The organism is Marinobacter sp. M3C (assembly GCF_023311895.1).
Lineage (GTDB): Bacteria > Pseudomonadota > Gammaproteobacteria > Pseudomonadales > Oleiphilaceae > Marinobacter.
Genome location: NZ_CP092284.1, coordinates 328,609 through 354,352, shown reverse-complemented (window position 1 = coordinate 354,352; position 25,744 = coordinate 328,609). Strand labels below are relative to the sequence as shown.

Here is a 25,744-nt window from a genome sequence, read left to right as displayed (position 1 = left end):
GCCCGCGGCTCCTGAATCGGCTTGTGACTTTCGGTTTTCAAAAAATTACGACGAACAGCTATAAAACGACGATCCACCAACCTCAAAAAGCTCCAGCGGCTTCAGCCGATAGTATTTCTCTTCCACGTCTTTCGATTGATCGGCGTACGGCTGAGTCATGACTTCTTGCAGCTCTCGTAGCAAAGAGTAATCTCCCACAGCTGCTTGCTGATACGCAGGCACAACAAACCACTCCCGCAAAACGTATTTCGGGTTGACGAGTTTCATCTGGCTAGAAAGCTCCTCACGAGAGCGTGGCGGAGTCGCAATTTCGCCGGTCGCGCTGCCAATGCCGGCAAGCGATTTCCATTTTTTGAGCCACTCCGACCAGCGTTGATCCATGCCTGTGGGGCCTGATTCATGCGCTGAGCTGTTGTAGAAGCTTTTTTTGAGCGGACTAATGTCGTCTGGCACCGCCGACAGCTGGCGGAAGAACAGGGTGTAATCAACAGGCGTTTGCACCATCAGCGTTGCGAGCTCGCCGAACAGCGCCGCGTGAAAAGTGGCAAGCCCGAGTTTGGCAGCCCACATCTTTTCCATCTGCGCGTTCATTACCTTTGAAAAATCACGTTGAATTTCTTCGAGCTGAAGCAGGCAGCCTTGGTTCGCCGTCAGCAGCGGGCGTAACGCCGAACAAAACGTGTGAAAATTACGTTCTGCCGCCATCGGTTGGTTCAGAAACGAAAAGTGATGTCCCCCACCCGTCCATGGCTGGAACTGTGGATCAAACACATCGCAGAATCCGAAGGGGCCGTAATCGAGTGTGAAGCCGCCGGCCGCGCAGTTGTCACTGTTGAAATTGCCCTGGCAGTAGCCAACGCGAATCCAGTTCGCTACAAGTGACGTGAGTCGGCTGAGAAACTCGCGCGCAAGCAACACCACTTTTTCGGTGGTTTGCAAGGTCTGGTCGATAACGTCACCGTACTCACGATCGATCAGGTGCAACACAATTTTCTCAAGCTCTTCCATCGATTGCGGGTGTTCTTTCTTCCGAGCACGGCGACCGAAGAGCTCTAGTTGACCAACCCTAATGAACGAAGGTGCGACGCGCGTCGAGATGGCAACCGCCTCTGATACCAGAGTATCTGGATCCTTCGAGCGTGAGCCTTCCGAGTACCACGGCCGCCTGACCTTCTCTGTTTTCGACACGTACAAACTCAGCGAACGCGATGTTGGCACCCCAAGCGCGTGCATGTGCTCCTGCGCCAGGAACTCGCGGACACTTGACCGCAGAACGGCACGGCCGTCGGCGCCACGGCAGTATGGCGTCCGGCCACCACCTTTTAGCTGCATTTCCCAGCGCTGACCGTTGATAACGGCTTCGAGCACTGAAATCGCGCGACCGTCACCGTAACCGTTGCCGGTTTGGAACGGGCACTGTTGGGTGTATTCGGTGCCGTAGATGGAAAGTGCATAGCCACACGCCCACCCGACCTTGCGCATCGGCTCCGGAACGTTCTCAAGGTCGCCGGAGAACACGCGAACGAAGTCAGTCGCTTGCGCCATGCTGTCGGCGAAGCCCAGTTCGCGAAACAGGTTTTGGCTGTGGGCGACATACTCGGGATTTTCGATGGGCGTAGGCTTGACGGGCACATAGTGGCCCGTGAAGACTTGCCGCGGGGCGTGATCGTCTCCGTTTACCCTAGCCTCAGGGTCGCAGTTGAGGGAATCCATCAGCGAATAGTTTGCCAAGGTTGCGAGATCGTCGAGGGTCGTCACCATAGGGGCGGTTTCCTGGGGTGGGCGCTTTATCATAAGGGCTCCTGATGGCGCGGATAAAAAGGCTGCTTTCCCGCTGCGTGGTCAGTTACATCAATAACTTCCTCGATTTCTGGGGCGACTCTTTTAAGCATGACTTCGAACCCTTGCCTCAGCGTTACCTGAGAGGAAGCGCATCCCTGACAGCCGCCGCTCATGAAAATGGAAAGCTTGCCTTGCCGGATCTCCACAATGGAAATTTTTCCGCCGTGGTTCGCGATTGAGCGATTGACCTCTTTGTCCAGAAGCTCCTGAACAGCCGCAATAAGCTCTACATCGGACCTCCCTTGCGTGCCGTTATGAACCGGCATTTCCAGAATCGCCGGCACGCCCGTCCGCAACTGTGTACGGATAGCCATTCCGATGTCCGCTTTCAACCCTGACCACGAGGCGGCCGGCTCTTTGCACACGGTCACTACGTTATCGGCAATGAGCAGATTGGCCACGCCCGGGAGTGCAAACAGTTGCTCGCCGAGCGGTGAGCCAACGGCTCGTTCTTTATTGCCAAAAAAGAACGGGCCGCCGGGGTGCAAACTACGGCTCACAATGAACTTACAGGTGTCGGGGTCGGCCAGCGAAGACTCTGCGCGAATGCTGACCGGCTGATCCGCCCGTAAAAAATCAGACATTTTCAATATCGCTTGCTGCGGCGCGCGAACCCAAGATACGCAGATTATTAAACGTATATATTCCGCTGTTATGGCCGTCGTTCCAATCAAACTTGATTGCATAGTTACCTATGCTCACGATCTGTCGCGGCGCCACATCATGGCGTATTGTCTTAGGATCGAGTAGCTTGCGCCCGCTCATTTCCTCGACACAAAGGGCGCAATGGCAGGCCAGGCGCAGATCGCGGACGTCAAAGTCGTCGCGATGACCATCCTCCCAGAGGATGGATAACGTGCGCGGATCGCGACGCAGTAAACCGATCGGGGTGTTCTGCGATCCAGCAGGCCGTGCCGCATCTTCCGTCCAGTCAGGGGCGCCCTCGTTGCTGTCCCACGTCCAGACAAACGGCTTCAGCACCGTGACCGACCCGTTGAGCTGCTCCACAAGCGCCGTGGCGATGGTGGCATACACCTTGGCGCTGACCGACGCTGGTTGCTGTGCCACTATCGGGCGACCCTCATCACCGCTGGTAACGACATCGGCATCGAGAGGTAAGGCACCCAGAAACGGGACGCCAAGCTCTTCGCTCATCTGCTCGCCACCGCCGTGACGGAAAATATCCGTATTCTCCCCGCAGTGAGGACAGGTAAAGGTGCGCATGTTTTCGACGAGCCCAAGAATCTTGACCTGCACCTTCTCGAACATCCGCAAGCCTCGGCGGGCGATCTTGAGGCTAACGGCCTGAGGTGTTGTTACGATCACCACACCCGACAGCGGCATACTCTGTGCCAGCGTCAACTGGACGTCGCCGGTGCCGGGTGGAAGGTCAAGAATCAGGTAGTCCAGCGATCCCCATTGCACGCCGTCGACGAACATTTTCAGGTATTTCCCCACCATCGGTCCGCGTAAAACAGCCGGTTGGTCGTCTTCGGTGAGCATGGCCATCGACACTACCTTCAGGCCATGCCCCTCCGCAGGGATCATCTTGCCACTCTGGGTCGTCGTTGGCTTCTCACCGGTTGCGATGCCGAGCATACCGGGAATACTAGGGCCAAGAATGTCGGCGTCTACGATTCCGACGCGCGCCCCAAGCTGCTGCAGTGCCAGCGCTAAATTCACACTCACCGTGGATTTTCCGACGCCGCCCTTGCCACTTCCGACGGCGATGATATGACGTATCCCCGGCAGTTTATCCGAGTTACCAGCTGACGCGGATGACGTGCCAGGCGTGTGGGGGTGATTACGGTCAGTGGTCTGCATAGTTAAGTTCCTTAATATTGTCAAGATAGTTTCCAAACGCTACTATTGAAATACCATCACTGCAACCAGGATGGACAAATACCCTATGAATGCGGTTTGACCAGCGAGCCACTGATTCTCGAAGAGCTAGGTGAAGTCTGCATTTACTTTGCTCCAGGCAAGCCCATAACTATCACGGATGTTTCATAAACCTCTCTCTTCACTATTTGGCTTTGACAATTTTTTGATACTTTCTTGACCCGCTAATGACGACGTCTACCCTATTCTGTAGGTCCGTTAATCAGTCGCCTTGGGCAAATGTTCTAACTGCCTAAGCGAGGTTTTCAACTGTTTCAAATGAGAGCTCTGTTATGGTCTCCGTTTCCTCCAAAAATCACTCAATGCCCGACCGCGCGTATCGATGTTTCAGCTGGGCCGGTGCCTACGCTCCGATATTAATGCTGATTTTCGCAATACTGTTGATCGGAGGTCTTTCCCGGGCGTTGTTGGTGGCGTGGCAGTTTGACCGGGTTATGGAGACGTCCGTATGGCCCAGCATATTTTTCCATGGTTTAAGGGTTGACCTGATCATGGCTGGCATGGCCGCAGCACCGCTGGTTTTGCTGCTGCCCATTCTGGGCCATCGGTTCAGCTGGACTGCCTGGAAGCGTGTGACAGCGCTGTGGGCGCTGGTTGTCGTTTTTGGATTTCTGTTCATGGAGCTGTCAACGCCAACTTTCATCACAGAATACGATACCCGGCCCAACCGTCTGTTTATCGAATATCTGAATTATCCCAAGGAAGTGCTGAGCATGCTTTGGGAAGGCTATTTGCCAACTGTGGCCACGGGGGTCTTTTTTTGCGTTTCACTGACTGCTGTTTTCGCCTGGTTAATGCGCCCCTGGTTACGAGAGGCCAAGCCAGGCCGCTATGGTAGAGCGATTCTGGTATGGCCAATCGTTGTTCTCGCCGTATTTATGAGTATTCGCTCCACCACTGGCCACCGCCCTGCCAATCCGGCGATGTTTGCGCTGACTTCCGACGCACTCGTGAACTCGCTGATTATCAACTCTACCTGGTCCGTGGCGTTTGCGATCTACAACCTCAAGCATGAAGTAGATGCGAGTGCCCGTTATGGCGATATGGAAATGGCTGACATCCTGGCAGAGGTCAAGAGCGCGCCTTGGCTCAGTGGCTCAAACTTCACCTCCAGTCAGTTTCCGACCTTGCACCATCAAACCCCTGTGCAACAGAGACCGCGCCCTCTTAATTTAGTGATCGTTCTTGAGGAAAGCCTGGGGGCGACCTTTGTCGAATCGCTTGGTGGCACTCCAGTGACTCCTCGTTTGGAAGCCTTGAAAGAATCCGGTTGGTGGTTCGAAAATCTGTACGCAACTGGTACAAGATCTGTTCGGGGTATTGAGGCTGTGGTGTCTGGATACCTGCCTTCTCCGGCGCGCAGTGTTGTGAAACTATCATTATCACAAACCGGTTTTTTTACGCTGGGTGAGCTGCTGAAACAAAAAGGCTATGACACCGGCTTCATCTACGGCGGAGAAGCCCACTTCGACAATATGCGCAGCTTTTTCACCGGCAACGGCTTTGACGCGATCGTGGACCAGCAGGACTACGATAACCCCGTGTTTAGCGGTAGCTGGGGGGTCAGTGATGAAGATTTATTCGCAAAGACCCATGAAGACATTCAAAAGCTCCATGCTTCCGGGGAACCCTTTTTCCGCCTGGTTTTCTCGTCGTCCAATCACACCCCGTTTGAATATCCGGACAACAGAATTGAGCAGTACGACGAAGAGAAAAACACCGTTAACAATGCCGTCAAATACGCAGATCACGCCTTGGGTGATTTCATAGATACCGCGCAGAACAGCGCCTATTGGAAAGATACAGTGTTTCTGATTGTTGCTGACCATGACGCTAGGGTGTGGGGCGATGAGCTGGTTCCCATCAAGAATTTTCAGATTCCGGGGCTGATACTCGGCGCGGACATTGAAAGCCGTCGTATCAAAACGATCACAAGCCAGATTGACCTTGCACCAACGCTGCTTTCGCTCATGGGCATTGCCAGCGAACACCCGATGGTAGGCCGTGATCTGGTGAGATTTCCGGACCAGCCCGGTCGGGCGGTGATGCAATTCAACGATTATTACGCATGGATGGACGACCGCTACAACGTGACCGTATTACGCCCCGATCAAAAGCCGTTGGCAGGAATATATTCACGAGAAGCCGGAAGCACTCAATATCTGCAAGATGCACCCGAAGAAATTGCCGTAAGAAAAGCGTTGGCCCATGCACTTCTTCCTCTGGAACTGTATCAGGAGAAGGCCTATGGGCTGCCTGAACAGCCTGACCCGGGCCGCTAGATTAATGAATTGCTGTGCAGCGAGCCGTGCCTGTCAAGCACTATTTTGAAAGTGTATCAGGAACTCCGTTCCCTTGTTGTCTGACTGTGCGATCTCCAGATTCCAGCCCAGTCGTTCACAAACCAACCGTACGATCAGCAACCCAAATGTGGTGTTACTGAACTCGCCAGCCGTGGAGATAATGGCACGGGGCGCTCCGATAGCGCTCAAGTGCTCCGTTATTTTACTAGGAAGCCCGGGGCCGAAGTCTCGCACCGAGATTTTGTTTTTGATCATGCGAACCTCCACTCCGGCATGAGTGTGCCTTAGCGCATTCTGCAACAGGTTGCGCAGTAACATTCGCACCAGCGCGGGCTGGGTTTTGATTCTCGTCCTGTGGCTATCGTTGCAGACAGTGATTCGCCCGGAGTAGGCCGAATTCCCATGCTCCAGATCATCAATGGTGTTTTGAACGATCTCCTGCAGCACAATGGTTCTGGCATTGCCTTCGGGCGCCTCACTGCGGGCAAGCTCAAGCAGGACTTCGGTGTCGTCGCGCATGGTCTGCATTGCTCGACGGATGCGGGCGAGGGTCTTCTGATCCGCCGCCGACAAGCTTTGGCGTTGTTCCAGTACATTCAAGGCGCCACTCATCACCGCCAGAGGCGTACGAAGTTCATGGCTGGCCAACTTCACAAACGATTTTTCCCGCTCGATGTGGTGTTCAAGCGCGAATAGAAACCGGTTAAACGCCTCGGCGATATCGCAAAATTCCTGATCACGATAGTCCGTGGCGATTTGCTCCATCAAAGACCCGGGCACTGTGTTCAGTACTTGGTGGGTCAGCTTTCTGAAAGGACGTATCAGATACTGCGCTCCTGTGCGGGCAACGAAAAAGCCAATAAGGAGCATTAAACCCGCCACACCCATCAGGACGAGCAGAACCAAATTCTCGCGACTCTCCATGATGGTGATATCTTTGGCCAGAAAGAGCTTGCCATCAGGCGCTTCCAACTGCTCGCCGTAAATCAGCAGTGTTGTCTGCCCTACTTCAATTTCCCGGGAAAATGGCAAGGAAAGGCTCTGGAAATATTCTGGCATCACTGCGTCTGCTTCGCCTTCTGGCAGAAAAACGGCCTCAAGCTGCGCCGTTTTGAGGTTCTGAAAACGCCCTTGCTGAAGTTGCTCCGTGAAATACTCGGCTTCAGCCTTTAACTCCAAACGCAGAATGGTGTCCTCAACGTCGTTAACAAACACTTCGACAATAAACATCGACGTTGCTGTGGTGGCGGCAATCAGAAAAAACAGCGTTCGCACCAGGCGTGCGGTCAAAGACGACTTCATGGCGTCTCAGGATTCCCTGTTACTGGCACTTCCAGGCTGTACCCCCGCCCATGAATTGTTTTTACCAGCCCATGGCCCAAGCCTGACTGCAAGGATTTTCGAAGCGTATAAATATGAGTGCGAAGACTGTTGCCCTCGGTTTCGCCATGGCGCGCTCCCCATACGGAATCTGTTAGCGCCTCGTGGCTAAGAAAGCTCGGATACGCCCGCACCAACAATTCAAACAGGCGGGCTGGAGTGCCCGATAAAGTTGTTTTTGATCCACGCAATTCCACTTCCAGCGTACCTGGATCAAACCTTATATCACCGGCCGTTAATACCGGCCTTTGCGGCGAATGGCGTCGATGCAGAGCTTCAATTCTTAGCTGTAATTCGCGCAACTCAAACGGTTTAACCAGGTAATCGTCGGCACCGCAGTCAAATCCTTTTTCCTTGTCGGCCATGGCGCTCAGTGCCGTCATCAGAATAACGGGGGTCTGGCATTGCAGGTCTTGACGAATACGCCGGCAAATATCATAACCATTGACGCCGGGTAGCATCAGGTCGAGTACGATAACGTCATAGCTTTGCGTTGCCAGCAGATGCAATGCCGTCAAACCGTCCGCGGCAAAGTCCAGTCTGTAGCGGTCTTCACCCAGAAACTCGAACAGGTTTTCTGCAAGATCCACCTGATCTTCCACAACCAATAGTCTGAGAGGGGATTGGAGAGGGGGTTTGGGAGAGACCTGACTAGATGTCATTCGAGCGAACTCCGTTGGTGTCAGACACCGGTTGTTGATCACTGGGCAATCCCTCAACGACCAACAGTTGATAGCGAAAATTTTCCATAACCTTTCGAGCGGACGGTAATAAATCAGCCACTTTGTCGCTTGACCATTTTCGGGGCACCGCAATATAAAAGTTTTGAAATTCACGTGTGCCGGGCAAGTTATCCAAACCGTTTTCTGTAACTTCCAGAGCCGTTCCACCTGAGTAAAATCTGGCTGAAAATGGCAGGTCATTCAGATAGATCAGCGGGCTGTCATTGGCTTCCTTGATTTCCTGATAATAGCTTACCAGTTTCTTTTCTGTTTTGAGCGGCGTCCAGCCCAAGACCGCAGCACCCACAAATACGGTCAGTAATACAGGCACAAGCGCCACCAAGCCACCACGCACTGAAGATAACCAGAAAGGTTTACATTCTGACACCCAGCGGCCGATCAAAATGGCGGTAAATGGCAACGAAGGCAGGATGTAAGTCCAGAGCGTATTACCTGCGAGCGTGAAAAACAGCATCGGTGCCAGTGCGCTTACCAGCAAAAAGCTAACGCCCGGGTTCGACAGTGTCCTGCTTACGATGCCGTGTCTTTTACCCCTGAACCACGCCAGGGCCAAACTCAGCAACGCGACTATGCCCCAGGGGAACGAAGCCCACAACCAGAACATCCAGATCATGCCTTTTGGCTGATTATGGGCGCTGCCGTAAAGGTCACCCGCCCACCCCGGATCCAGAAACCGGCGGATATGTTCCCCAATGATAAAGTAATCCAGAAATCCGGGCGTCTTCAACTCAGCCAGTATATACCACGGGCAGACCAGCACGGCCGTCATCAGTGTTCCTCGGAACCAGGGCAGCCGCCTCAGATTGTTGGCGGCTTCGCGCCAAGAGAGCAGTAACCACAGCACGATGGGAATTCCGATCAGCACCACGGCCAAAGGCCCCTTGGACAGCAGCCCGATCACCAAGCCAACAAAGAAAAGCCAACGCCACCGACCGCTCTCCCCCATCATCACCAAACAGAAACTGACTAATGTGAGGGTTGTACCCAGGGCTAGAAAGGCGTCTGTCATCACCGCGCCGGCGCTGATGTAAGTCAGGGCCATGGTGGCAAAGACCAGGCTACTCCATTGAGCCACCTGAACACTCCAAAGTTGCCGCGCCAGTCGCCAGACCAGACAGACCATGGCAAGCGTTGCCAGCCAGGAAGGGAAACGCAGCGAAAACTCTGACACACCAAACACCTTGATGGCCGCCGCCTGGGCCCAGAATGACAAAGGCGGCTTACCCCAAAAAGGAACGCCGGGCTCAAACCAGGGTGTAATCCAGTCACCGGTTTCAGCCATCAGGCGGGCAATTTCCGCGTACCGGGGTTCGGTGGTATCAGCAAAGGGAAACAGCGCCATGCCAATGAAACGACTGACCATTATTGCAGCCAGTATCAGCAGCCAGACGTTAAACCGCTTTGACATGTCGCCTCTCCGTCATTTTTTGGCTAGCCTGCTGGCGCATACTATCTCGGCTTTCAATGACTTCCTCGGTCAGATAAATCGGCCGCTGCTTCGATTCCATATAAGTCTTGCCAACGTATTCACCCACGATGCCGACACTCATCAGCTGCATGCCACCCAAAAAGCTGATAATGGCCACAAGCGAGGGATAACCGCTGGTCGCATCGCCCAGCATGATGGCTTTTACCACAATCCACACCCCGAATATCGCACCCAAACTGGCGGCAATGAGCCCGATCACGGTTGCCCAGCGCAAGGGTGAAATAGAAAACGAGGTCAGCCCTTCAAGAGCCAAGCCTACTAGCCCGGGGTAATCCCACTTCGTCTCCCCGGCCACTCGCGGTTCACGGTCGTACTGGATGACCTGAGTGGGCATGCCAATCCAGGCAAACAACCCTTTCATATAACGATTGCGCTCCGTCAGCGCCAACAGAGCGCTAACGGCTTTGCGGCTCATCAACCGGAAATCGCCGGTATCCACCGGAATATTGGTCCGACTGGTCCGGTTCAGTAGCCGATAAAAGAAGTGCGCGCTCCAGCGTTTGAACGCAGTTTCGCCCGCCCGCGAACGACGCTGCATAAGAACCACATCAACCCCGGACTGCCAGCACTCGACCATAGCCGGGATCTGCTCGGGTGGATCTTGCAGATCAGCGTCCAACACGATCACTGCATCGCCCCGGGCGTGCTCCAGCCCCGCCGTCATCGCAGCTTCTTTACCAAAATTGCGGCTCAGTTTGATCAAACGTACGCCCGGCGTTCGGTCGATAACACTGCGGATGTACTGGGCACTGCCATCGTCACTGCCATCATCAACCAGCACAACTTCCCAGTGCAGGTCCAGTGTGGCAAGCACTGTTAAAACCCGGTCAAAGAAGATCGGCAGCATCGGGCGTTCGTTGAAGAGTGGTACCACCAGCGATAGCAGCTGCTTATCACGCGAAACATCAAATGGTAAAACAGGGAATTCAACGCGTTTGTTCATGGAAAACCAGCCTTTGGTAGACGATGTAATTCAGTGCAGCAACAAGAGCTGTTGCCACGACTTGTGACAGCGGTACGGAAAGTGTCAGAACGTTATGGAGCAGGAAGAAAAAGACGAGATTGGACAGCCAGGCAACAAAGCAAGAGCCGATATAGCGCCAGAGCGTTACCCTATGGGGACCGGCATTGCGAAATGCCAGGCGGCGTTGAAGGCCATAGTTGAGCACGGCGCCAGACACGCTTCCGCTTGCGGTTGCCAGTGTTGGCTCAAGGCCTGCGCCGATTAGCGCTGCCATCACAACCCAGTGGAACAGCGTGGCCAGGCCGCCGGCGGCCATAAATCCTTGCAATTGAAGCGGTAAGAATTTGCTCATTACGAAAAACTCCACCACATTGACGACTATTGAAGTCAGCCTGACATTGAGACCTGACGATAACCCACCCCATGTCATGGCTGTGTGGAGGTTTCGTCAGGAAAATGTCAAAAATTGGCAGATTGCGGTCTGTCTCGGAAAGTTTTAAAAACTGGGATGTTTGATGATCCGCAGCCCTCTTCCGTGAGGAATCATGCAACCACACCAAATATTCGACCTACGCCAGCTGTAAGCGCCATTGCCAGTGCACCCCAAAATGTGACCCTGATTGCGCCGATAGCAATTGACGCCCCACCCGCACGCGCAGCCATTCCGCCTAGAAGAGCGAGGAAAACCAAAGAAGACGCTGCAACAACAGAAATAAGTTGGCTACCTGGCACAAGCCACGCCGCCGCTAACGGAAGTGCGGCACCCACGGTAAAAGTGCTTGCGGACGAGAACGCCGCCTGAACAGGTTGGGCGCGGGCGCTTTCCGAGATACCGATCTCATCCCTGGCATGCGCACCCAGTGCATCGTAAGCCATCAGCTGCTCAGCAACTTGCTTCGCCAGAGCCGACTCAAGCCCTCTGCGTTCGTATATTAAAGCGAGCTCCTCTGTTTCAGATTCAAAGTGTTGTTCCAACGATTTTTTCTCAATGGCCAGATCGGCTTTTTCAGTGTCAGACTGAGAGCTGACGGACACGTACTCACCCGCAGCCATAGACATAGCGCCTGCGACTAGGCCGGCAAGTCCTGCTAACAGAATACCTTCATGAGCGCTGTTGGCCGCAGCAACACCAATAATAAGGCTCGCTGTAGACACTATTCCGTCGTTCGCACCCAGGACTGCAGCGCGTAGCCAACCTACGCGATGTGATCGATGGTTTTCAATATGGCTCATAGGCTTCACCAATCACTTAGGTTGTAGAGAACGACGCTGCAGAAAACGCCTTTCAAGAGAATAGTCCGCAGCAGGCTCAATTCTTGATGGTCAATACATTATTGATGGTGTGGGCGCCGTCCGCTCCCTGCGCCAGCTTTATAACAGCATCGATTTGCGTCTGTTTGTCAACGACACCGACCAGGCGCACATCACCCTTCCGCGTGGTCACGTTAATGTCAAAGCCATTAATAGCAATATCACCATCAAGCGCTATCTTGACATTTTTCGTCACGTCGGCATCCGCTACGTTGACGGCGTTCGAGATATTCTGCTGGATACCTTCGAAATTTCCAGGGGGCTTATTATTGCAAGCCGTCAACAGCAAAACGCTGAACAAGGCGATGCTTAAGAGTTGGGTTCCACGATAATGATTCATTTTAGTCTACTCGTTGCTGGCGGGATTTCCGCCCATTTTTAATTTATCAGACTGTGCCTACACACGACGCCGGCCTGTGCGTTGCAAAACACCATCAGCCCCTCAGTGACCGGGGCTGAAAGACGAACTCTATTTCAGCGAAACTCAAAAATTTCCTGATGAAAGCGTACCGACACGGACGGTTGCTTAAGTCCGCTTCGAAGGGCTTTTGCCAGGCCTTGCGGCCCGCAAAACCAGACGTCCACCTTGGAGCTAAGGATCTGCAGTTGGTTTGCGGTCAACCGCTGCCCCTGCAGGCTGTCGTAGATGTGCAGTGATATTGACGGAAGTTGCTCCGTCAGTTGTTTCAGGCGAGTCACCATTGGGTCATTCACGGCTCCGGCGGTGCAGTAGTGGAGTGTCACCGCAGGATGTCTTTTTTCTTTATTTATTAGTCGGTTGTCAAGTACTGCCAGAAACGGTGTGATGCCGATGCCGCCCGCCACCCAGATCTGCTGGGCGCTTTTTCTGCCGCTGTCGAGATCAAAACGACCATAGGGGCCTTCGAGCGTCACCGCCTGGCCACTGTGCAACTGCTGCGGGATCTTGCGGGTGTAGTCTCCTAATGCCTTGATCTGAAAACTGAGTTGACCGGTGGCATTGTCAGCACAGGACAGGCTGAAAGGGTGTGCCCCTTCGACCCTGTCGAATGTCACCAGGGCGAATTGTCCGGCGCGATGCCCGGGCCATCGTTTTCCCATATCACAGACGACTTCCGTGATGTTGGCTGACGTCTGCTTGACGGCCTGAACCAGTCCCTTGTAGCGGTGACTTCTGCCGATCTTTCCGGTCAGTGATTGCAGGCTCGCGGTGGAACCACCCACTATTAACAGGGCCATCAGCCAGCCAGTAGGTTGTTGCCACCACAGCAGCGGAGCCAACAACAATGCGTGGGCGGCCAGTGCCAGATAAATCAGTGGCATCACTCGGTGCAGGTAACGCCAGTAACCGTAGGGCACCCAGCGAATCAGGGTAATAACAACCAAAAACACCAGCAGGTACAGGCCGGGTTCGCCCAGATCTTCAGCACCATCCTGGAGACTGTCCAATAAGCCCGAAAAGTGTGCTTCTTTTAAACTGCGATCCGAGCCAAACAGGGCTTCAAGGGCATCATCCGCCATTTCGATCAGCCAGTGCGCCAGGGCAAAACCCACGGCCATAATGCCGGTCCATTTATGCAACTGATACATTCTGTCTAGGCCACCCAACGGGGATTCCAGCCACCCAGGGCGGGTAGCCAGCAGCATAGTGATGGACATGAAGTTGATGGCAAGGTATCCACTGAGTGTCAGAAATTGCTCATAACTCAGCCCAGGAGTCCAAAAACTCAACTGAACCGCTAAAAGCAAAAAAAGGACGACACTGGTGCGTAGGGTGGGCACAAACAAACTCCGTTTGGGTTTGTTTGAATTGTGCAGAGTTAACCTGACACCAGCCTTAAACGTCCGGCTTTCATTTGACCACAACAATATTGAGTTCGGCTTCAAAGCCGTCGCTCTGGCCCGAGGCTGGTGACCGCAGGTTCAGGGTTATGCCCGCGCCGCTGGCGATGGCCTCAACAATCGCAAGCCCGATGCCCGAGCCCACTGCGTTTGTGTTGGAGCGGACAAAGCGATTACGCAATAAGGCGAGCTTCTCCGGCGATACAACCTCACCGCGATTGACCACTCGCAGGATACCGTCATCTGTCAGGCTGATATTCACAGGTTGATCGTCCGCGCCATGCCTAAGGGCATTTTCGATCAGATTCCGAACCAGAATGGCGAAGGCATCCAGGTCCAGTAATGACGTAACGTCATCATCCGGCAGGTTGAGTAGGAGTCGGCCGGGCGCCTGATGGTCATAATCGCTGGCGACCATCCGCAGTATGGGCACCAGGTTGTTAGCCTGCTCTGACAAGGCGCTGCCACCCTCAGCCTTCGCCAGTTCCAGCAGCTTTTCTGACAGTTTGGAGAGCGTACGAAGCGACTCTTCAATCTCGCTGGCTCGTGCTTTAACTCCTGCATTCTGCGTTTCCGTCTTTAACCGCTGTAGCTTGGCCAGCGCCGTTGCCAGTGGGGTTCGCAATTCATGGGCGCTGTTGGCGGTAAAACTGCGCTCCGCTTCTAGGGCGCGGCGCAAACGTTCCAGCAGCCGGTTCACCGAGATCATGATGGGCTCAAACTCTTCCGGCAAACGCCCGACTACGACGGGCGAAAGGTCGCCACCACCGCGGACTTCTATCGACTGCTGCAATACAACAACCCGGCGAAGTGAACGTTTTATCACCCACCACACCCCGACCAGGCTGATGGGGATTAGAAATATAAGTGGCAACAGTAATGCAAGGCTCGTGTCCAGCACGGCTTCGCGCCTGTGGTCCAAAGGTTCGGCAACCTCAATGTACAGGGTTTCGCTGATGGCTGATTCCCCGTATATCCGATGAGTTAGCGTGTCAGAAAAGCCTTCTCGCGGAATGGAGCCGAAAATTTTGGGGTCCGCGTCGTGGGATTGCAGCAGCAGCTTGCCTGATTTGTCCCGAACCAGATAGGTGAGATACTCGTTGTGTTCTTTCAGGGCCAATGCCCGCTCCAGGCTTGGGTCCCCTTCCCGGTTCAGTATGTCGGTCACCGCCAATGGCAGGATACGCTGCGCTGTTTCCTCCAAGGCACTGTCGAATACCTCGTTCATTTCGTGCCGTGCCACCACGCCTGACGCTATAACACCCAACAGCCACAGCAAGGTCACGCCAAGGGTAAGCCAGGTGCCAAGGGTTTTGTGTAAGCTGGCTTTAGTGCTCATTCGGTTCCAGCCTATAACCCATACCTCTGACGGTCACTATGGCATCGTGCCCCAGTTTTTTGCGCATACGGCTGATGTAAACCTCTATGGTGTTGCTTTCAATTTCAGCACCGAATTCGTACAGCCGGTCTTCAAGCTGAGCCCGCGATAGCAGTATTCCCGGGCGTTGCAAAAACCCCTCAAACAGCGCCCATTCGCGGGCAGTAAGCTCCACTGGCTGGCCGTTGCGGTTGATGCGGTGGTCACCCAGATCCACTTCAAGGTTGCCAACACGCACCAGAGGATTCGGGTTGCCACGATAACGGCGTGCTACGGCGGCCACCCGGGCAGATAACTCTGATAAGTCAAATGGCTTCACCAGATAGTCGTCGGCACCGGCGTTCAGCCCTGCGATGCGGTCGGACACTTGGTCCCTGGCGGTCAGAATGATCACGGGGGTTGTATCACCGGTTGCCCTCAGTTTTTTCAAAAAATCAAAACCGTGACCGTCTGGCAGCATCAGGTCGAGCAAAATCAGATTATAAGGCGTGGTTTTCACGCTCGTATCAGCGAAAGCAAGGCTCTGAACCCAGTCCACGGCATGGCCATCTTCGCTGATCTGATCCCGCACGGCCTCACCCAACCCGGCTGTATCCTCAACCAACAATACCCGCATATCTCACCCTTCGCGTGATCACCAACAGAACATACTACAGCCATTGCCTGACAGCAGGCTGAAACCGCGTTATTACGGCTCGGTTCCTCCCCGAGCTATCCTTTAGCTATTCGATGTTTACTGGATCAGGCGCTGGCCTGCCTGCTCATTCAGGCCAGTGTCAGGTAGCAACTTTAAGATGGCTTTAACGGATTCAGCGGGAGACATGCCATGAATATAAAACCCATTGTTATCACCTTTTCGTTGCTGCTAATGAGCGGCAGCGCATTGGCCGACGACGATTGCGATGACCCGGTTGCCGGATGGCAGCCGCGGGAGAACCTGCGACAGAAGCTTGAGGCAGAAGGTTGGAAGGTGTTCCGCATTAAGGTAGATGACGGCTGTTACGAGGTTAAAGGACGGGACCCGGAGGGTCGTCGTGCGGAGGCCGAGTATTCGCCAGCGACCTTTGAGCTGAGGGAAATGGAGCTGGAAGCCGATGACGATGACGATGACGACTATCGTGGCAAGTCCGGGAACGATAGCAAATCGATAAACAACGAGCAGGCTCCGCGTAAGGGCATCATCACAGGCCGACCCACAGTGACTGTTGAATAGTGAAAGGAGACTACATCATGAAGAACATTCTGTTTGCACTCGGGCTTGCGACTGCCATGGCACTGCCGGCATATGCACAGGCCCGGGAAGTCACCTTCACCACACAACTGAGCAATTACGGCGGTGATGGAGCTTATCTTGCGCTCTACCTCACCGATGCGGACGGCCAATACCAAGGGACTCTCTGGATTGCTGGCCAGAAGAGTAAGTATTACAAGCATCTGCGTGACTGGGCTCGGGGCAGTGGTGAGAGCCAGGCTGAATACGATGGCCTGACCGGCGCCAGTGTGACCAGTGGGCGCACCCAGAACGTGACCTTGGAACTTGATGACGCATTGATCGATGCCGGCTACCAGGTTCGTGTGGATAGCGCCGTTGAAGATATGCGCGACAACCGCTCGGATGTGGTGGTCCCGCTAACCACGGAAGGCTCTGGAAAGTCGGTTGCTGGCCGTGGCTACGTCCAGTCTTTTGTCTATAACCTCAAGTAACTGACGGGAGCCAGCTTCATGCTACGCAAGCTACATGGTTGGCCTGGACTGGTCGCCGCATTGCTGCTTTTGGTGCTGGCGACCACGGGCGTTGTTTTGTCCGTTGTACCCGCCATTGAACGGGCGAGCGCGACCATTCCGGCGACCGGCCAAATCAGTGTTGCTGACCTGGCTGAGCGTGTAGTGGTGCGTTATCCGGGCACCGAGCAGATACAACGCTCTCTTTCAGGCGAAGTTGTCGTCTACTACAGCCGAGACGGCCAGTCAGGCGCGGACTTGGTTAACCCCCTGACCGGTGAGAGTATTGCCCCCTATCAGCCTTCAGCCTTTTTGCGCTGGGTAAAAAACCTGCACCGCTCATTTTTATTGGATGATGCAGGCCGAATGGTTGCTGGCGGCTTGGCGGTAATGATGCTGTTGCTCTGCCTATCCGGCATGTTACTGCTGGCTCGACGTATGGGAGGTTGGAAAGCCATTTTAAAGCCCATTGTTGGTTCCGGTAGCCCCCGGATTCACGCCGAGCTGGCAAGGTTTGCGGTGATCGGTTTGCTGCTGTCGGCACTGACTGGCAGCTACATGTCTGCCGTTCGGTTTGGCCTGCTGCCAGAGGCTGCTGCCGCGGAGCCATCCTTTCCGGCGGAGGTTTCAGGCGGCACGCCGGCACCGGTGAACTCTCTGGTCGCGCTAAAAAGCGTAGACGCCAATGAGCTGAGGGAGCTGGTATTCCCTTACCCGGACGACCCCAGCGACGTCTATTCCCTGATCACTACGCAGGGCTCCGGGTTCGTTGATCAGGCAACCGGCGAACTGCTGCAGTACCAGCCTCGCTCTGCTGGTAATCAGTTCCAGCACTGGATGATTCGCCTGCACACGGGTGAAGGCCTGTGGTGGCTGGGTTTGATTCTTGGGGTGGCTGCGCTGACCGTGCCGGCGCTGTCGGTTACCGGCATACAGGTCTGGTGGCGGCGACGTTCAACATCCGCGCGCCCGGGTGAAGGTGCCAGTACCGAAATGGCGGATGCGGTTATTCTGGTGGGTTCAGAAGGCAATACCACCTGGGGTTTTGCCAGAGATCTTCAAAAAAAACTCAATCAGGCCGGTAAAAAAGTACATTGTGCGCCGATGAATGACCTGGCAAAACGCTACCCGCAAGCCTCGGTGCTTTTTGTTCTGACATCAACCTACGGTGATGGTGGCGCGCCCTCCTCCGCCAGTCAGTTTATGACTCGATTTGACCACTTTCAGGCGGATGACGGATTGGAGTTTGTGGTTCTGGGGTTTGGTGACCGACAGTTCCCAAAATTCTGTCAGTATGCGCTGGATGTAGACGCTGCCCTCAGTAGTAAAGGCCTGCAGAAAATGGAGCTTGTTACACGAATCGATCGCGGCTCCGCCATCCAGTTTCGTGAATGGGGCGAGGCTATCGGCGAGCATATGGGCATCTCATTGGCGCTGACCCACAATCCTGCGCCAGCTGCCACTGCGGAATTCGAGCTTGTTGAACGTGTGGACTATGGCGTTGCGGTAAACGCGCCTACCAGCATATTGCGTTTCAGGCCGGTACAAGATCGCAGGAATTTATGGCAGGTGTTGTCTTTCAGAAGCCGGTCGCATCTGCCGAGTTTCGAAGCGGGTGACCTGTTTGGCGTTGCGCCACCCGGAGATAACACGGCCCGATTGTACTCGCTGGCGTCTTCAGCCTCGGATGGGCAGTTGGAAATCTGCGTCCGGAAACAGACCAATGGCCTGTGTTCAGGGTATCTGCACAACCTCAAACCGGGAGATCGTATTACCGGGTTTATCCAGCAAAACCCGGGCTTTCGTCCGGCGGGCGGTGCAACGCCCATTATTCTGGTGGGTGCCGGCGCAGGAATAGGCCCACTGGCAGGCTTTATCCGAAAAAATACAGGCCTTAGCCCCATGTACCTATACTGGGGTGGGCGCAATCCACAATCGGATTTTCTCTATCAGCCGGAACTTGGCAGTTATCTTGATGACCACCGCCTTACCGGACTGAATACGGCGTTTTCGCGATCAGCAGAAAAGGCCTATGTTCAGGACGCCATCATGGATGATGAAACCGCGTTGCGGCAATTGATTGAGAAAGGCGCCCAGGTGTTGGTCTGCGGTGGCCGGGATATGGCCTCTGGAGTGCGCCAGGTGTTTGACTCCATCCTCAAACCATCGCGCATGGACGTCGATGAGTTGAGAGCCGAAGGGCGCTACCTGGAAGATGTTTACTGACCTAGAATGCAGACACAGTTGCAGCTCCGTCACACCGTATTTTTGACGACCACATTGATGGCCAAGGGCTTAACGGGAAGCCTCTTTCGCCACCGGGAAGTGGCCACGGGTAGCGTTTGCAAACCGCACCAGCGCCAGCATAATAGGCACCTCTACCAGCACACCGACCACCGTTACCAGCGCCGCTCCGGACTGCAAGCCAAACAGCGCAATGGCGACTGCCACGGCCAGCTCGAAGAAATTACTGGCGCCGATCATACCGGCAGGCGCCGCAACGCAATGGGGCACCTTCCAGGCCTTCGCCCAGCCGTAAGCGATGAAGAAGATCAGCACGGTCTGAAGAATCAGCGGGATAGCAATCAGCACAATATGCAACGGATTAGCGATAATCACATCGCCCTGAAAAGCGAACAGCAACACCAGGGTGATGATCAAGCCAATGGGTGTGATGGGTGCCAGGCGTTTCATAAAAACGTTGCTGAACCATTCGAGTCCGCGCCGCTTGATAACCGCCTGACGAGTCAGATAGCCGGCGCCCAGTGGAATGACAATATACAAGACCACGGACAGGATAACCGTATCCCAGGGCACCTGAATGTTTGACACGCCCAGCAGGAAAACGACGATGGGCGCGAAGGCGAACAGCATAATCAAATCATTAAGCGCCACCTGAACCAGAGTGTAGGCCGCGTCGCCTCGAGTGAGGTAGCTCCACACGAAAACCATAGCAGTACAGGGCGCAGCGCCCAGCAATATGGCGCCAGCCAGGTATTCATTGGCTCGTTCGGGGGGAATCAAAGGCGCGAACACCACGGTGAAAAAGAACCAGGCAATCGCAAACATGGTGAAAGGCTTGATCAGCCAGTTTACCGCCGTGGTAATAACCAGCCCCTTGGGCTGGCGGCGAACGCCGAGAATCGACGTGAAGTCGACCTGTACCATCATGGGGAAAATCATCGCCCAGATCAGCACCGCGACGGGAATTGAAACCTGCGCAACCTCAAAACGTGACAAGGTCTCGGGGATAGCGGGAGCAAACTGCCCTATCAGCACACCCGCTGCAATAGCCAGGGCCACCCAGAGCGTAAGAAAACGTTCGAACAACCCCATACCTTCAGACGGGCTGGGGGACTGTGAGCTTTCAGGTTTGGTCATGCCTCGTTTCCTTTGATCATTGTGAGCGTTGCGTTGCCTTCCTTCAGCGGCTGTCGAGCTTCTGGCGTCATATAGTGCGCTGATTAACGCGATTTGACAGCGCATCGGAGCTCTCTTTGCGCTCCGAGTAACGATCGGTCAACGCAGTGTTGCGGTCGCGTACCAGCCAGGTGAACTTCACCAGCTCCTCCATAACATCGACGATGCGGTCGTAAAAGGGCGACGGTTTCATGCGGTCGTTTTCGTCGAATTCCATGAAAACCCTGGGCACTGACGATTGGTTTGGGATGGTCAGCATGCGCATCCAGCGCCCTAACACGCGCAGTTGATTCACGCTGTTGAACGACTGCGAGCCACCACAGACCTGCATCACGGCCAGAGTCTTGCCTTGGGTTGGGCGTACGGCTCCCAGCGTCAGCGGAATCCAGTCAATTTGTGCCTTCATAATGCCCGTCATGGCGCCATGGCGTTCCGGTGAACACCACACCATGCCATCAGACCATTCGGCGAGTTCGCGCAACTCCGCAACCTTCGGATGAGACACGTCCTCGGCGTCGGGGAGCGGCAGTCCGGTAGGGTCGAAGGTTCGAACTTCACAGCCAAACCAACTCAGCAGCCTCCCCGCTTCCTCGGAAACCAATCGGGAAAAAGACCGCTCTCGCAGCGAGCCGTAGAGCATAAGAATACGGGGGGCATGCTGAGACGCGCCGGGGCCGACCAACGCCTCAATATCGATAGCGTGAAGCTTATCAGGGTCGATGTTGGGCAAGTCATGCAGCGAGGTCGTAGGGGTCATTGTGTTTCTCCCGCATGGTGAATCACGTCTCCGTCTTCCTTGGCGAAGTGTGTAATGGGACTTTCGAGCATATCCAGAACGCGCTCTGACGGTCGGCACAGGCGGGCCCCTTTGTCAGTCACAACAATCGGCCGGTTGATCAGAATCGGGTGCGCAATCATAGTGTCGATCAGCTGAGTGTCGCTCAAAGTCGGGTTGTCGAGCCCTAGCTCATCATAGGGTGTGCCTTTGCGCCGAAGGAGATCACGGGGCGTTATCTGCATCATCGAAAGCAGTGTTACCAGCTGTTCTCGACTCGGCGGCGCCTTGAGATATTCCACGACTTCAGGCGCTTCGCCCGAGGCCTTCATCATTGCTAGCGTGTTACGCGAGGTGCCGCAGCCAGGGTTATGATAAATCAATGATTTCATAAGGTTTCAAAGCTCGTCCGATTGGGTGGAACAGGCGATTAACGAGGATGTGAGCGGCTCACAGACCTGTGGATGGCCTGCACAGCAGTCATTAACCAGAAATTTGATCGTCTCTTGCACACAATTCAAATTCGCTCGATAGATAATGGAGCGACTCTGGCGATGGGAGAGAACAAGCTCTGCCCGGGCAAGCACCGACAAATGTGCGGACATGGTGTTGTGCGGTACACCCAGTTGTCTTGCGATCTCACCAGCCGGAAGCCCTTCTGGCTCATGACGAACCAAAAGCCGAAAGGCCTCCAGTCGAGTCTCTTGGGCGAGCGCGCCAAATATTGCTGTTGCTTCTGAAGTTTCCATATGTCCAAGAATATGGACATGATGAGGTTTAGTCAAGCGTCACAACACGAAGGTAGGCAATCAGGGTATGCCCAACACTTGAAGCATTTTGATAGAAGAACTATTGTCTAACGAAGGGTGATTTCCTCACTACCCTGATTAATTTCTGCAACGACGTTTGCTGCGACGTGCTCCAGGCGTTTCTGTGAAAGAGTTTATTTCGCGGTGAATTAACCGTACGGCTTCTCATGGCAGATTCAAATAAACTACGCAGATCAGACCTATAAGGACGCTTATGAGTGAGTCAAATAATTGCAAGTCCGTGTTGGCCTCCACGGTCAGGCATCCAGTAGTGACGCTGCCCTCCCCCCTGAGGGCTCGGTTTTTAGCCTTGTTTACAGTGATAGTATTGACGAATCTTCCCGCAATCACCTTTGCCCAATCAGCGTGCCCTGGCATTCACGTAAAGATTCTAGACATCAGAAACAGCGCTGGAGCGGTAGCTTGCGCGCTTTTCAAAACGTCAGAGGGCTTTCCTACTGAGTTTCTGCAGTCAGCGACCAATATCATAATGACAAAGGTTCAGGATACGCAGGCGCGTTGCGATTTTGTAGGCATCCCGTCGGGAACGTATTCGCTTGCCGTCATTCATGATGAAAATATGGACGGCAAGCTTGGTACCAACGGGATAGGGATCCCCACGGAGGGCTACGGTTTTTCAAACGGTGCAAGCGCCATGATGGGTGCGCCTTCGTTCGAGGCCGCCAGATTCCCGTACGATGGGCAAAACCTGGACCTGACTATCAGCTTGGGTTACTGAGCCGTACCCACTTGTTCTGTGGGATGTGAGGTCTGACCCCATTCCCGCTTGATGCCTTATCCGACGCTCGCCTCCCTGAAAGAAACCAGCTTCCGCTTGTTCTCGTCCCAGAGCGCCAGGCGCACTAACTTGATGCTTTCGCGCAACGTAACCCGGTTGTATGTTTGAAGTTCCGGGTAGTCCTTCAACACCTCGGGCAGGCGGTAGCAAGGAATTCGACTCGCTAAATGATGAACATGGTGCACGCCGATGTTGGCGCTGAACCAGCGCAGGATACCCGGCAGTACATAGTAGGAGCTGCCCTGCAGCGCAGAGTCATGGGCGTTCCAGTGTTCATCGCGTTCCCAGTAGGTGGCCTCGAACTGATGCTGGACGTAGAACAGCCAAACCCCCATGGTGGTCGCAAGCAGCGTGATTGGAATTTGGACCAGCAGGAAGGGTCCCACCCCGACAAGCCAGATGACGCCAGTTGCCAGAACCGCAATGGCCACGTTGGTGCCCAGAGTACTTATCCAGGGCATTGTGCCCGCACGCATGAATCCGAAAGGCAGCCGGTAGTCCAGCAGGAACGTATACATCGGGCCAAAACCGAATAGCACCAGAGGGTGGCGGTAGAGGCGATAGCGCCATTTCTGCCACCGGGGCAAAGCCTGGAACTCGCGTACGGTGAAGGTGTCGAGCCCGCCAATGCTCGGCCTGTTCAGGTTGCCGGAGTTGGCATGGTGGAAGTTGTGGGAGTGGCGCCAGAAGTCATGAGGCGTGAGGGTAAACACACCGATGATACGGCCGGTCCAGTCATTGGTGCGCCGCGAATGGAAAAACGACCTATGGCTACAATCATGCTGGATCATGAACAGGCGTACCAGAAATCCCGCCGCAGGAACGGCCAGCACCAAGGCCACGGGCCAGTATCCGGCACTGACCGCCAACCACATCAGAGCCCAGATCAACACAAAAGGGAGTGCGGTGATCAGGATCTCCGCAATACTGCGTGCCAAGCGTGGCTTGCAATACGCTCTGAGTGTCTGCCTCAGAGATCTGGGGGCTGTGTTGAACTCGGGGGTCGATGCTGGTGGTGTGCTCATTGTGCTTTTGCCTCGAATCCGATGTCTTAACCACACAGCCTACACCAAGGCCAGTTGAAGTGGGCCAGGTGTTTGGCTCAATCTTAAGGCGATTGTACCTAGACGTAGGTGAGTTTAGAACGCGAGGTGCGCTATCAAAATGACGTTTACTGACGGTAAGTGTTTTAAGGTGCTTCCTTCAGAAATAGCATGCCTGATGGTCCGGGCACTCGTGACACCTTAGGGTGCCCGGGGATTACACGGTAGGTTATTTCGTGGGGCCTTGCAGCATCTGCTGATGTTCCAGCATTTGTTCCATCATCAGCTGCATCTGATCCATGCGTGTTTCCATAAACTCGAAGTGCACCCAACTCGGTTCATCCCCGCGAGTGCGGGGAACAGTAATAAAAACCCAGTCATAACGTGGGGGTTTCCGGTTCATCCCCGCGAGTGCGGGGAACAGTTCATCTTCCATCTCTTCGCCTTCCATCTCTGCGGTTCATCCCCGCGAGTGCGGGGAACAGATAAAATCATCCGCAGGCGCAGGAGCGTGTACCGGTTCATCCCCGCGAGTGCGGGGAACAGTCTGGGTCAATTACCCAAGGGCCTTGCGTAAACGGTTCATCCCCGCGAGTGCGGGGAACAGTCGGTTACGCCGTTAAGCTTTACTTTATCGACCGGTTCATCCCCGCGAGTGCGGGGAACAGGCGGATGACGTTATTACCACACTTTCCCCCGGTGGTTCATCCCCGCGAGTGCGGGGAACAGTTGCGATAAGGTCTGAGAATCGGCCCATCAAACGGTTCATCCCCGCGAGTGCGGGGAACAGGACGCTATGGCCGAATCACCCCCGTTGTCGTACGGTTCATCCCCGCGAGTGCGGGGAACAGCTCCCCGTAGCCCGTAGCCCACTCAGGTGCCACGGTTCATCCCCGCGAGTGCGGGGAACAGATCGCACGCGGTATAATTGGCGTGACCGCAGACGGTTCATCCCCGCGAGTGCGGGGAACAGCAGATGATGATGAGTGGGACTTTTCGGCAGAGCGGTTCATCCCCGCGAGTGCGGGGAACAGTCAATGTCTCCAAAAGGGAAACGATTAGAGGACGGTTCATCCCCGCGAGTGCGGGGAACAGAGGAGTGCGGCTTTCAATTTCTAGCCTCATAGCGGTTCATCCCCGCGAGTGCGGGGAACAGACTGCCGCCGTGACCTGTGCCGGTGCCGTCGGCGGTTCATCCCCGCGAGTGCGGGGAACAGTGACCCTGCGAGGCCGCCGCATCAGCAGTGAACGGTTCATCCCCGCGAGTGCGGGGAACAGGGTTTCTTTTATCGCAATAGTCGCAACGATACAGGTTCATCCCCGCGAGTGCGGGGAACAGGTGTAAAACCGTTCCTGACCCGGCATCTGTCTGCGGTTCATCCCCGCGAGTGCGGGGAACAGGCGCTTACATCACTGCTGGGCGGCATTGAAAACGGTTCATCCCCGCGAGTGCGGGGAACAGAATAACCATGGAGGTGGCGCCAGCTATCCCAACGGTTCATCCCCGCGAGTGCGGGGAACAGTTCAGGGTACTGCTGATGAATATTATGAGGCGCGGTTCATCCCCGCGAGTGCGGGGAACAGAACTCAGCGCCGCAACGCCTTGGCGATTGTCGCGGTTCATCCCCGCGAGTGCGGGGAACAGCTCTGTTGCCAAGTTATGGAGCAGCATTTGTTCGGTTCATCCCCGCGAGTGCGGGGAACAGGTATGCGCGTAGTTCTGGGGTTATCTTCATTGCGGTTCATCCCCGCGAGTGCGGGGAACAGTGTGTCAATATTGTGAGACAAGCCAATAACAGCGGTTCATCCCCGCGAGTGCGGGGAACAGCTCTAGCCCGATCGTTTCCGCCCGCGCCTCATCGGTTCATCCCCGCGAGTGCGGGGAACAGAAAAAATATACGCTGCATTTGAAGCGGGCGACCGGTTCATCCCCGCGAGTGCGGGGAACAGTGGTGATGCGCAGCTAGCGGTTCTTAATCAGACGGTTCATCCCCGCGAGTGCGGGGAACAGCAGGCCAGCTAACCCCCGAACAACTAGCCAGC

Annotated in this window: 23 protein-coding genes and 1 CRISPR repeat array (1 of these 24 cut by a window edge); of the genes, 5 read left to right on the top strand and 18 right to left on the bottom strand. The window is 54.9% G+C overall.

Features of this window, described 5'->3' with window-relative positions; translation table 11 throughout:
* Nucleotides 1-45 precede the first annotated feature (45 nt).
* From MIH18_RS01590 to MIH18_RS23880, 3 genes are read right to left on the bottom strand one after another with little or no spacing between them, the layout of a single operon-like run.
* Entirely contained in the window at nt 46-1,794 is a 1,749-nt protein-coding gene (locus MIH18_RS01590; protein WP_249008802.1) for a protein adenylyltransferase SelO family protein, read from the bottom strand.
* Nucleotides 1,791-2,426 carry a NifU family protein gene (locus tag MIH18_RS01585; protein ID WP_249008803.1) on the bottom strand — a complete coding sequence of 212 codons (636 nt, stop codon included), beginning with the start codon at nt 2,424-2,426 and terminating at the stop codon, nt 1,791-1,793. Before MIH18_RS01585 ends, MIH18_RS01590 begins: the two co-directional genes overlap by 4 nt.
* Nucleotides 2,419-3,666: a P-loop NTPase gene (locus MIH18_RS23880; RefSeq protein ID WP_283164814.1), complete on the bottom strand. Its 1,248-nt coding sequence runs from the start codon at nt 3,664-3,666 to the stop codon at nt 2,419-2,421. The genes MIH18_RS01585 and MIH18_RS23880 overlap by 8 nt, the downstream gene beginning before the upstream one ends.
* A gap of 380 nt (nt 3,667-4,046) precedes the next feature.
* On the opposite strand from MIH18_RS23880, the gene MIH18_RS01570 reads away from it, so the two are divergent.
* Nucleotides 4,047-6,026, top strand: a complete 1,980-nt coding sequence (locus MIH18_RS01570; RefSeq protein ID WP_249013703.1) for an LTA synthase family protein — start codon at nt 4,047-4,049, stop codon at nt 6,024-6,026.
* A 33-nt stretch (nt 6,027-6,059) separates the two neighbouring features.
* Here MIH18_RS01570 and MIH18_RS01565 read toward each other — a convergent pair whose 3' ends face one another.
* The 10 genes from MIH18_RS01565 to MIH18_RS01520 all read right to left on the bottom strand — a co-directional run bounded on the left by MIH18_RS01565 (nt 6,060) and on the right by MIH18_RS01520 (nt 15,749).
* Entirely contained in the window at nt 6,060-7,349 is a 1,290-nt protein-coding gene (locus MIH18_RS01565) for a HAMP domain-containing sensor histidine kinase (protein ID WP_249013702.1), read from the bottom strand.
* Nucleotides 7,346-8,089, bottom strand: coding sequence for a response regulator transcription factor (locus tag MIH18_RS01560; protein ID WP_249008806.1), 744 nt, complete (start codon nt 8,087-8,089; stop codon nt 7,346-7,348). Before MIH18_RS01560 ends, MIH18_RS01565 begins: the two co-directional genes overlap by 4 nt.
* Nucleotides 8,079-9,578 (bottom strand): glycosyltransferase family 39 protein, encoded by a 1,500-nt coding sequence (locus MIH18_RS01555; RefSeq protein WP_249013701.1) that lies wholly within the window; start codon nt 9,576-9,578, stop codon nt 8,079-8,081. The genes MIH18_RS01560 and MIH18_RS01555 overlap by 11 nt, the downstream gene beginning before the upstream one ends.
* Nucleotides 9,562-10,602 (bottom strand): glycosyltransferase family 2 protein, encoded by a 1,041-nt coding sequence (locus MIH18_RS01550; protein ID WP_249008808.1) that lies wholly within the window; start codon nt 10,600-10,602, stop codon nt 9,562-9,564. Before MIH18_RS01550 ends, MIH18_RS01555 begins: the two co-directional genes overlap by 17 nt.
* Nucleotides 10,586-10,975 carry a GtrA family protein gene (locus MIH18_RS01545; protein WP_249008809.1) on the bottom strand — a complete coding sequence of 130 codons (390 nt, stop codon included), beginning with the start codon at nt 10,973-10,975 and terminating at the stop codon, nt 10,586-10,588. The genes MIH18_RS01550 and MIH18_RS01545 overlap by 17 nt, the downstream gene beginning before the upstream one ends.
* A gap of 191 nt (nt 10,976-11,166) precedes the next feature.
* Nucleotides 11,167-11,856: a VIT family protein gene (locus tag MIH18_RS01540; protein ID WP_249008810.1), complete on the bottom strand. Its 690-nt coding sequence runs from the start codon at nt 11,854-11,856 to the stop codon at nt 11,167-11,169.
* A 76-nt stretch (nt 11,857-11,932) separates the two neighbouring features.
* Nucleotides 11,933-12,274: a BON domain-containing protein gene (locus MIH18_RS01535; RefSeq protein WP_249008811.1), complete on the bottom strand. Its 342-nt coding sequence runs from the start codon at nt 12,272-12,274 to the stop codon at nt 11,933-11,935.
* A gap of 134 nt (nt 12,275-12,408) precedes the next feature.
* Nucleotides 12,409-13,695, bottom strand: coding sequence for a ferric reductase-like transmembrane domain-containing protein (locus MIH18_RS01530; protein ID WP_249013700.1), 1,287 nt, complete (start codon nt 13,693-13,695; stop codon nt 12,409-12,411).
* Between the two features lie 70 nt (nt 13,696-13,765).
* Nucleotides 13,766-15,094 (bottom strand): ATP-binding protein, encoded by a 1,329-nt coding sequence (locus MIH18_RS01525; protein WP_249008813.1) that lies wholly within the window; start codon nt 15,092-15,094, stop codon nt 13,766-13,768.
* Nucleotides 15,084-15,749, bottom strand: coding sequence for a response regulator transcription factor (locus MIH18_RS01520; protein ID WP_249008814.1), 666 nt, complete (start codon nt 15,747-15,749; stop codon nt 15,084-15,086). The genes MIH18_RS01525 and MIH18_RS01520 overlap by 11 nt, the downstream gene beginning before the upstream one ends.
* Before the next feature lie 210 nt (nt 15,750-15,959).
* Here MIH18_RS01520 and MIH18_RS01515 point away from each other — a divergent pair, with 210 nt between their 5' ends.
* The 3 genes from MIH18_RS01515 to MIH18_RS01505 are packed head-to-tail and all read left to right on the top strand — an operon-like array spanning nt 15,960 to nt 19,081.
* The gene (locus MIH18_RS01515; RefSeq protein WP_249013699.1) at nt 15,960-16,346 is read left to right on the top strand and encodes a PepSY domain-containing protein; all 387 of its coding nucleotides are present in this window, start codon (nt 15,960-15,962) and stop codon (nt 16,344-16,346) included.
* Nucleotides 16,347-16,363: 17 nt separating this feature from the next.
* On the top strand, nt 16,364-16,837 hold the full coding sequence (locus MIH18_RS01510) for a DUF2271 domain-containing protein (RefSeq protein ID WP_249008816.1): 474 nt from the start codon (nt 16,364-16,366) through the stop codon (nt 16,835-16,837).
* Nucleotides 16,838-16,855: 18 nt separating this feature from the next.
* Complete coding sequence (locus MIH18_RS01505) at nt 16,856-19,081, top strand: PepSY domain-containing protein (RefSeq protein ID WP_249013698.1); 2,226 nt, start codon at nt 16,856-16,858, stop codon at nt 19,079-19,081.
* Nucleotides 19,082-19,150: 69 nt separating this feature from the next.
* On the opposite strand, the gene arsB is transcribed toward MIH18_RS01505, so the two are convergent.
* From arsB to MIH18_RS01485, 4 genes are all read right to left on the bottom strand, one after another.
* Nucleotides 19,151-20,236, bottom strand: coding sequence for an ACR3 family arsenite efflux transporter (gene arsB / locus MIH18_RS01500; protein WP_249008818.1), 1,086 nt, complete (start codon nt 20,234-20,236; stop codon nt 19,151-19,153).
* Between the two features lie 67 nt (nt 20,237-20,303).
* Nucleotides 20,304-21,032 carry an arsenical resistance protein ArsH gene (arsH, locus tag MIH18_RS01495; RefSeq protein WP_249013697.1) on the bottom strand — a complete coding sequence of 243 codons (729 nt, stop codon included), beginning with the start codon at nt 21,030-21,032 and terminating at the stop codon, nt 20,304-20,306.
* Nucleotides 21,029-21,442 carry an arsenate reductase (glutaredoxin) gene (gene arsC / locus MIH18_RS01490; RefSeq protein WP_249013696.1) on the bottom strand — a complete coding sequence of 138 codons (414 nt, stop codon included), beginning with the start codon at nt 21,440-21,442 and terminating at the stop codon, nt 21,029-21,031. Before arsC ends, arsH begins: the two co-directional genes overlap by 4 nt.
* Nucleotides 21,443-21,448: 6 nt before the next feature.
* On the bottom strand, nt 21,449-21,799 hold the full coding sequence (locus tag MIH18_RS01485; RefSeq protein ID WP_249014584.1) for a helix-turn-helix transcriptional regulator: 351 nt from the start codon (nt 21,797-21,799) through the stop codon (nt 21,449-21,451).
* Between the two features lie 274 nt (nt 21,800-22,073).
* Here MIH18_RS01485 and MIH18_RS01480 point away from each other — a divergent pair, with 274 nt between their 5' ends.
* A complete protein-coding gene (locus tag MIH18_RS01480) occupies nt 22,074-22,598 on the top strand; it encodes a DUF2141 domain-containing protein (protein WP_249008821.1) in 525 nt (174 codons plus the stop codon).
* A 56-nt stretch (nt 22,599-22,654) separates the two neighbouring features.
* Here MIH18_RS01480 and MIH18_RS01475 read toward each other — a convergent pair whose 3' ends face one another.
* The gene (locus MIH18_RS01475) at nt 22,655-23,596 is read right to left on the bottom strand and encodes a fatty acid desaturase (protein ID WP_249013695.1); all 942 of its coding nucleotides are present in this window, start codon (nt 23,594-23,596) and stop codon (nt 22,655-22,657) included.
* A 439-nt stretch (nt 23,597-24,035) separates the two neighbouring features.
* Nucleotides 24,036-25,744: a CRISPR direct-repeat array (repeat unit 29 nt; unit sequence CGGTTCATCCCCGCGAGTGCGGGGAACAG) (it continues 700 nt past the right edge of the window).